General features: G+C 67.9%; 6 protein-coding genes. 4 read left to right on the forward strand and 2 right to left on the reverse strand.

Annotated features, from left to right (window positions below):
* The first annotated feature begins 172 nt into the window (after nucleotides 1–172).
* On the forward strand, nucleotides 173–2350 hold the full coding sequence (locus EIK80_RS19050; protein ID WP_125158584.1) for a TonB-dependent receptor: 2178 nt from the start codon (nucleotides 173–175) through the stop codon (nucleotides 2348–2350).
* A gap of 62 nt (nucleotides 2351–2412) precedes the next feature.
* On the opposite strand, the gene EIK80_RS19055 is transcribed toward EIK80_RS19050, so the two are convergent.
* Together EIK80_RS19055 and EIK80_RS19060 are read right to left on the reverse strand one after the other, a co-directional pair.
* Nucleotides 2413–2799 carry a putative quinol monooxygenase gene (locus EIK80_RS19055; protein ID WP_125158585.1) on the reverse strand — a complete coding sequence of 129 codons (387 nt, stop codon included), beginning with the start codon at nucleotides 2797–2799 and terminating at the stop codon, nucleotides 2413–2415.
* Between the two features lie 56 nt (nucleotides 2800–2855).
* Nucleotides 2856–3209, reverse strand: coding sequence for a Kazal-type serine protease inhibitor family protein (locus tag EIK80_RS19060; protein ID WP_125158586.1), 354 nt, complete (start codon nucleotides 3207–3209; stop codon nucleotides 2856–2858).
* Nucleotides 3210–3334: 125 nt separating this feature from the next.
* Between EIK80_RS19060 and EIK80_RS19065 the strand changes: the two genes are divergently transcribed.
* From EIK80_RS19065 to parE, 3 genes are all read left to right on the forward strand, one after another.
* Nucleotides 3335–4816 carry an amidohydrolase gene (locus EIK80_RS19065; protein ID WP_125158587.1) on the forward strand — a complete coding sequence of 494 codons (1482 nt, stop codon included), beginning with the start codon at nucleotides 3335–3337 and terminating at the stop codon, nucleotides 4814–4816.
* Nucleotides 4816–6168, forward strand: a complete 1353-nt coding sequence (locus EIK80_RS19070) for an amidohydrolase family protein (RefSeq protein WP_125158588.1) — start codon at nucleotides 4816–4818, stop codon at nucleotides 6166–6168. The genes EIK80_RS19065 and EIK80_RS19070 overlap by 1 nt, the downstream gene beginning before the upstream one ends.
* Before the next feature lie 119 nt (nucleotides 6169–6287).
* On the forward strand, nucleotides 6288–8393 hold the full coding sequence (parE, locus tag EIK80_RS19075; RefSeq protein WP_125158589.1) for a DNA topoisomerase IV subunit B: 2106 nt from the start codon (nucleotides 6288–6290) through the stop codon (nucleotides 8391–8393).
* The last annotated feature ends 188 nt before the right edge of the window (nucleotides 8394–8581 follow it).

The following is an 8581-nucleotide window of genomic DNA, read 5'->3' on the forward strand; positions in this document are numbered from 1 at the left end:
CAAAATTGTCGCAACTTCGCAACATAACCGACGTAATCGGCTCGAAAGAGCTGTTTTCGATCAAGACGAGATATCCCGACGGCCGCTGTTTCGCCTATCGCAGCGCAACAGAAGCGCCGTTAACGCCCCGGTCAGAGTCGGCGAACGGCGCGCTCCATCACAGGATGTCTCCATGCTCCCCAACCGCTCTTTCCGCCGCGCCCTGACGGTGTCGTGCGGCCTGTCCGCTCTGGTGGCCTCGCTGGCCGCCGGCTCGGTCGCCCTGGCCCAGGAAACCACCGTCGGCGAAGTCGTCGTCACCGCCCAGAAGCGCAGTGAAAACCTGCAGGACGTCCCGGTCTCGGTCGCCGCCATCTCCGGCGAGCGCCTGCAGTCGGTCTTCGCCGCCGGCGAAGACATCCTGACCCTGTCGGGCAAGGCTCCCGGCCTCTACGCCGAGTCCTCGAACGGCCGCGTCGCGCCGCGCTTCTACATCCGCGGCCTGGGCAACGCCGACTTCGACCTGGCCGCCTCGCAGCCGGTGTCGATCATCCAGGATGACGTGGTCCTGGAGAACGTCGTCCTGAAGAGCTCGCCGATCTATGACCTCGACCACGTCGAAGTGCTGCGCGGCCCGCAGGGTACGCTGTTCGGCCGCAACACCACGGCGGGCATCGTCAAGTTCGACACCATCAAGCCCAGCGACGAAACCAAGGGCCGCCTGGCGGCCACCTACGGCAGCTACAACACCGTCACCCTGGACGGCGGCTACGGCGGCGCCATCGTCCCGGGCAAGGTGGCGGTCCGAGCCTCGTTCCTGCTCCAGCGTCGCGACGACTACATCGACAACACCTACACCAAGCAGGAAAACGCCCTGGGCGGCTTCAACGAAAAGGCCGCTCGCGTTCAGCTGCTGGTCACGCCGAACGACAAGCTGAGCGCCCTGTTCAACGTCCACGGCCGCGACCTGGACGGCACCGCCGCCGTGTTCCGCGCCAACGTGCTGACCAAGGGCTCGAACAAGCTCAACGGCAACTACCAACGCGACAAGGTCGCCTTCGACAACACCGCCAACAACCCACAGAAGTACAAGGGCTACGGCGCCTCGGCCAACATCGGCTACGACTTCGACGGCGTGAAGCTGACCTCGATCACCGCCTATGAAAACACCCACGGTTACAGCCTGGGCGACATCGACGGCGGCAACCCGGGCGGCCCGGGCTTCATCCCCTTCCAGTCGAGCACCCAGGACGGCATCAAGAACCTGTTCCAGTGGACGCAGGAAGTGCGTCTGGCCAGCGACACCGACGGTCCGCTGAGCTGGCAGGTCGGCGGCTTCTACTTCGACACCAAGTACGACATCCGCACCGACCCGTTCTTCATGCCGGCCACCACCCTGCGCCAGAAGAACAAGTCCTGGGCGCTGTTCGGTCAGGCCTCCTACGCGGTCAACGACCAGCTGACCCTGACGGGCGGCCTGCGCTACACCGACGACGACAAGGACATGAATGTCGTTTCGGGCCCTAACAATGCTCCGTCGGTCTCGGTGTCGGATTCCAAGGTCAGCTGGGACCTGTCGGCATTCTACAAGATCGACGAGGACGTCAGCGTCTACGCCAAGGTCGCCTCGGGCTTCCGCGGTCCGTCGATCCAGGGTCGCGACATCGCCTTCGGCTCGCCCGCCTCGTCGGCCAAGTCCGAAACGATCATGTCGTATGAGCTTGGCCTGAAGAGCGAGCTGTTCGAACGTCGTGTCCGCCTGAACGGCGCGGTCTTCGCCTACAGCATCGACGACCCGCAGTTCAGCGCCGTTGGCGGCGGCAGCAACTCCAACCGCCTGATCAACGCCAAGAAGGGCGAGGCCTATGGCCTGGAACTGGACAGCGAGTTCGTGGTCACCCCGAACTTCGTCGTCACGGCCGGCTACAGCTACGCCCACACCAAGATCAAGGACAGCACGCTGGCCGTCGCCCCCTGCGCCGCCTGCACGGTCACGGACAAGCTGAACGGCGCGGGCCTGGCCCTCGTGGACGGCAACCCCTTCCCGAACGCGCCGAAGTACACCTTCGACGTCACGGCCCGCTACTCGATCCCGGTGGCCTCGGGCGAGCTGTTCGCCTTCACCGACTGGAAGGTCCAGGGCTACACCAACCTGTTCCTGTACCAGTCGAAGGAGTTCTACTCGAAGGGCGACTTCGAAGGCGGCCTGAAGGTCGGCTACGCCGACAAGGACGCCGGTTGGGAGCTGGCGGCCTTCGCCCGCAACATCACCAACGAGAGCAACATCAAGGGCGCGATCGACTTCAACAACCTGACCGCCTTCGTCAACGAACCGCGCGTCGTCGGCGTCTCGCTGAACGCCAACTTCTAGACCTTCTGGTCTTGGAAACCGAAAAGGCCGCGGAGCGATCCGCGGCCTTTTTTTCGTGGCGGCTAGGCCTTGAGGCCGTGACCGATGATCGGAGTGGTCTCGAAGCGCTGCGGAAAGCCGGCGATGATCGGCCGCCCCTTGGCGATCGCCGCCTGCACGGAGGGCAGCTTCAGCGAGGCGGCATGGGCGTCCTTGTCGGTCCAGACCTCGGTGATCCACAGCGCGTCGACGTTGGTCGGATCCTTGGCGATCACGTAGCTGAGGCAGCCCGGCATGTCGTTGGTCCCCTCCCCCAGGATCGCCAGCAACTCATCGCGCTTGCCGGGCGCGGCCAGCATCTGTCCGATCAGTCCGTACATGGGCGTCTTCTCCTGAGCTTGGGCGGCGGGCGCGAACGCGGCGGCGGCGAGGCCGCCGGCCAGCACGTCGCGCCGGATGATCTGGGTCATGGCTTTCTCCCGTCGACCGCACCTTGCGTCAGCACGGTCCGGAATGTGGCAGCAGGCTATTTCGCCTTGCACGCGCCCTGAGCCGAGACGCTGACCCCCGCCGCCCCCGCCTCGCAGGCGTTGCCATAGGTCTTGCCGTCGCAGCCGCAGACCGGCTGATAGATCCGCGTGCAGACCTGCGGCGCCTTGCGGCAGACGCCCGCCGCATCGGCGACCCGCCCGCAGACTCCGGCCTCCATCTGGCAGGTCAGGCCGGACTGGCATTGGAAGCCCGCGAACCCGCCGCACATGCCGCCCTCGGCGACGGGGGCGCGCGGCGACTGCTGCGGCGGTCCCGAAGGTTCCGGCGTGGCGGACGCTGTGCAGGCGGTCAGCAGAGCAACGGCGAGACAAGCGAGCAGACGGCGCATGGACGACCTCCCAAGAACAGGCGGAACGATTTTGCCGGCGACCGGCTCCATTCGCCCCTGCTTTGACTTGATAACGGGGTTCATTTCGTCTGTCCTTCCCGCCTCTTCGAGAGTCGGGGTTTTTCATGATCAGATGGCGTAACGCGGCGGCTGCCGTGAGCCTGCTCGCGCTGGGACTTTCAGCCTGCGCGACGACCGGGACCGGCGGTCCCGCCAAACCGTCCAGCACGGCGCAAAAGGATGGCAAGCCAGCCGAGAAGGCCGAGATCAAGCCGCTGCCCAAGGGTCTGGACGGCCAGGCCTCGACGGGCTTCCCTTCGACCTACAAGCCGTTCCCCTCGCAGACCATGGCCTTTGTCGGCGCCACGGTGCTGACCGCCACCGGCCAGCAGATCGACAATGGCGTCGTCGTCACCTCCGGCGGCAAGGTCGTCGCCGTGGGCGGACCCGAGACCGCGATCCCGGCCGACGCCGTCAAGGTCGACGCCACAGGCAAGTGGCTGACCCCGGGCATCATCGACGCCCACAGCCACCTGGGCGTCTATCCCTCGCCGGGCGTCCAGGCCCGCTCGGACGGCAACGAGGCCACCGACCCGAACACCGCCCAGGTCTGGGCCGAGCACTCGGTCTGGCCGCAGGACCCAGGCTTCAACCGGGCCCGCGCCGGCGGCGTGACCACCCTGCAGATCCTCCCCGGCTCGGCCAACCTGTTCGGCGGCCGCTCGGTGACGCTGAAGAACGTCCCCGCCCTGACCATGCAGGGCATGAAGTTCCCCGACGCGCCCTACGGCCTGAAGATGGCCTGCGGCGAGAACCCCAAGCGCGTCTACGGCGGCAAGGGCCGCTCACCCTCCACCGCGATGGGCAATGTCTTCGGCTATCGCAAGGCCTGGATCGACGCGGCCGACTACGCCCGCAAGTGGGACGACTTCCGCGCCAAACAGCAGAAGGGCGAGAAGGCCGATGCGCCCAAGCGCGACCTGCAGATGGAGACCCTGGCCGGCGTGCTGAAGGGCGACATCCTGGTGCAGAACCACTGCTACCGCGCCGACGAAGAAGCCACCATGATCGATATCGCCAAGGAGTTTGGCTACAAGATCACGATGTTCCACCACGCGATCGAGAGCTACAAGATCGCGCCCCTGCTGGCCAAGGAAGGCATCTGCTCGGCCACCTGGGCTTCGTGGACCGGCTTCAAGATGGAAAGCCTGGACGGCATCGACGCCAACGCCGCCATCCTCTGGAAGAACGGCGCCTGCGTGGTCATCCACTCGGACGATCCGATCATGACCCAGCGGCTGAACCAGGAAGCCGCCATCGCCATGACCGCCGGCAACAAGCTGGGCTACGGCATCAGCCGCGCCGAGGCGATCAAGTGGATCACCGCCAATCCGGCGAAGGCCATGGGCATCGGCGACAAGACCGGCTCGATCGAACCCGGCAAGGCCGCCGACCTGGTGATCTGGAGCCGCGACCCGTTCAGCGTCTACGCCCAGGCCGAGAAGGTCTTCATCGACGGCGCGCTGATCTACGATCGCAAGGACGCGCGCTTCCAGCCCAAGTCCGATTTCGAGCTCGGCCAACCCGGCCAGGGAGCGTTCAACTGATGATCCGGTCACTGCTTCTCGCCAGCGCCGCCTGCGCGCTGGCCCTTCCCGCGGCGGCCGAGACCGTCGCCATCGTCAACGCCCGTATCGAACCCGTCTCCGGCCCGGCGATCCCGGCCGGCACGCTGGTCATCAAGGATGGCAAGATCGCCGCCCTGGGCGCCGGCGTCGCCGTGCCGGCCGACGCCAAGGTGATCGACGCCAAGGGCGGCGTCGTCACCCCGGGCCTGGTCGCCTCGTCCTCGAACCTCGGCGCGTCCGAGGTCAGCGGCGTGCGTGAGACCCGCGACGACGGCACCGGCAATGCGCTCAGCGCCGCCTTCGACATCAGCTACGGGATCAACCCGGCCTCGACCTTCATCCCGTTCGCCCGGGACGGGGGCATCACCAGCTCGGCCGTGGTGCCGGTGCTGTCGGGAACCGGCGGCGGCGCGCACGAGCACGCCGACGACGGCGTGGTCGAGGAGATGACCGCCGGCAAGAGCGGCGACGGCGATCCCTCGCTGTTCGGCGGCCAGGCGGCCTTCATCCGCCTGAAGGCCGGCGCGAGCGACATCGTCGAGGCCTCCAAGCTGGCCGTCACCGTCTCGCTGGGCGAAAGCGGCGCGCGGGCGGCCGGCGGTTCGCGCGGCGCCGACCTGATCCTGATCCGCTCGGCGCTGGAGGACGCTCGCGCCTTCGCCAGCCGCCGCGCGGCCTTCGAGCAGGGCGCGACCCGGGACTTCGGTCTCTCGCGTCTCGATCTGGCGGCCCTGATCCCGGTCGTGCAGGGCAAGACCCCGCTGCTGATCCGCGTCTCCCGGGCCGCCGACATCCGCCAGGCCCTGAAGCTGGCGGCCGAGGAGAAGATCAGGATCATCCTCGAAGGCGTCGAGGAAGGCTGGCTGGTCGCTCCCGAGATCGCCAGGGCCGGCGTGCCGGTCATCGTCGATCCGCAGGCCGACCTGCCCGACAGCTTCGAGACCCTGGCCTCGCGGCTGGACAACGCCGCCCGCCTGAACGCCGCCGGCGTGAAGGTGGCGATCAACGGCGCGCGGGACTTCAACAACCTGCGCCAGGAGCGGCTGAACGCCGGCCTCGCGGTCGCCAACGGCCTGCCCTACGCGGCCGGCCTGGCCTCCGTGACCCTGGTCCCCGCCAAGATCTGGGGCCAGGACGGCAAGATCGGCTCGCTGGAGGTCGGCAAGCTGGCCGACGTCGTGGTCTGGAACGGTGACCCGCTGGAGACCACCAGCTGGCCGCTGAACGTCTTCGTCGGCGGCGTCGAGCAGCCGCAGGACAGCCGCCAGACCCAGCTGCGCGACCGCTATGCGGCCACCGACCAGAGCGGCTATCCGCCCGCCTACCGCTAGGTCGGAGTCCTGGCCGCAACGATCCGCCCCCGGCTTGGCTGGGGGCGGATTTTGCTTTTCAGGGGAAGGCCGCGAGGCCATACGGGGCCCCCGCGCTCGAATCGCCTAGACTTGCCCCAATGTCATCTTCCGATAAGACCCCCTCGCTGTTCGACGACGACGCCCTGGCGCCCGTCCCCGCCGCGCCGTTCCAGGCCAGCGTGGAGCCGCACGTCGAGCCGACGCCGCGTCCGATCCCGCCGCCGCCGCCTTCATCGGCCAAGCCCGCGCCGCCGGCCAAGACCTCGGCGCCCGGCGAGTACTCGGCCGCCGACATCGAGGTGCTGGAAGGGCTGGAGCCCGTCCGCAAGCGGCCCGGCATGTACATCGGCGGCACCGACGAGCGGGCGCTGCACCACCTGTTCGCCGAAGTCCTCGACAACTCGATGGACGAGGCCGTGGCCGGCTTCGCCAAGACCATCGAGGTCAAGCTCGACGCCGACGGCTTCCTGTCGGTCAAGGACGACGGGCGGGGGATGCCCGTCGACCCGCACCCCAAGTACCCCGGCAAGTCGGCGCTGGAGGTCATCATGACCGTCCTGCACGCCGGCGGTAAGTTCACCGGCAAGGCCTACGAGACCTCCGGCGGCCTGCACGGCGTCGGCGCCAGCGTGGTCAACGCCCTGTCCGAGCGCGTCGAGGTCACCGTCTGGCGCGACGGCTTCGAGCACCTGCAGGTGTTCTCGCGCGGCAAGCCGCTGGGCCCGATCCAGCAGGTCGGCCCATCGCGCAAGAAGGGCACCATGGTGCGCTTCAAGCCCGACGACGAGATCTTCGGCGAGAGCGTCGGCTTCAAGCCGGCGCGCCTGTACCGCATGGCCCGCTCCAAGGCCTATCTGTTCCGCGGCGTGCAGATCAAATGGTCCTGCGATCCCTCCCGCATCCATGACCAGACCCCGCCCGAGGCCACGTTCCACTTCCCCAACGGCCTGGCCGACTTCCTGGCCGAGCGGACCAAGGGCCTGACCACGATCACGCCCGAGAGCTTCTCGGGCCGCATCGAGCGCCAGGGCGAGGCCGGCGCGGTCGAATGGGCCGTCAGCTGGACGCCCCAGGGCTTCGGCGAGCACGACGGCTTCATGCAGTCGTACTGCAACACCGTGCCGACCCCCGAGGGCGGCACCCACGAGAGCGGCTTCCGCGCCGCCCTGACCCGCGGCCTCAAGGCCTATGCCGACCTCAAGGGCGAGAAGCGCGGCACGATCATCACCGCCGACGACGTCGTCGCCCAGGCCGGCGCCCTGATCTCGGTGTTCATCAAGAACCCCGAATTCCAGGGCCAGACCAAGGAAAAGCTCTCGACCTCCGAGGCCCAGCGCTTCGTGGAAGCCGCGCTGCGCGACCCGTTCGACCTGTGGCTCTCGTCCAGCCCGAAGAACGCCCAGGCCCTGCTGGAATTCGTCATCGAGCGGGCCGAGGAGCGCCTCAAGCGCCGCAAGGACAAGGAAGTCACCCGCGCCAGCGCCACCCGCAAGCTGCGCCTGCCCGGCAAGCTGGCCGACTGCGCCGGCGGCGCGGTCGACGGGGCCGAGCTGTTCATCGTCGAAGGCGACTCGGCCGGTGGTTCCGCCAAGCAGGCCCGCGACCGCAAGTACCAGGCCATCCTGCCCCTGCGCGGCAAGATCCTGAACGTGGCCTCGGCCTCCGGCGAGAAGTTCACCGCCAACAAGGAGCTGTCGGACCTGATGCTGGCCCTGGGGGCCCAGGGCGGGAACAAGTATCGCGAGGAAGACCTGCGATACGACCGCATCATCATCATGACCGACGCCGACGTCGACGGCGCCCACATCGCCAGCCTCCTGATCACCTTCTTCTACCGCACCATGCCGGACGTGATCCGCCAGGGTCACCTGTATCTCGCCCTGCCGCCGCTCTACCGCATCGCCCACGGCGGCAAGAGCGAATACGCCCGCGACGACGCCCACAAGGACGAGCTCCTGGCCACGGTGTTCAAGGGCAAGAAGCCCGAGATCGGCCGCTTCAAGGGCCTGGGCGAGATGATGGCCTCCCAGCTGAAGGAGACCACCATGGACCCCAAGAAGCGCACCCTGGCCCGCGTGACCCTGCCGCGCTCGGAAGAGGCGGTGGAAAGCCTGGTCGAGACCCTGATGGGCCGCAAGCCCGAGCTGCGCTTCCGCTTCATCCAGGAGAACGCCGAGTTCGCGGCGGCGGATCTGGATCTCTGACTTCCTCCCTCCCTTCGTGGGGGAAGGAACGCGCTTCATCGCCCTCGCGCCCGTGCGGCTGCGAGTTTGGATGGGGAGGCGACGGAGCGGCCGGGCGAACCCGGAGACCGTGAGGTTTGTTTTTGTTTCGGCTCGCTGACCGCTCCGCCAGGCTGTTCTTGTCCGTGAGGTCGGGAGGCGTGAGCGTT

Origin of the sequence: Caulobacter sp. 602-1, assembly GCF_003931565.1 — a bacterium.
Classification (GTDB): Bacteria; Pseudomonadota; Alphaproteobacteria; order Caulobacterales; family Caulobacteraceae; genus Caulobacter.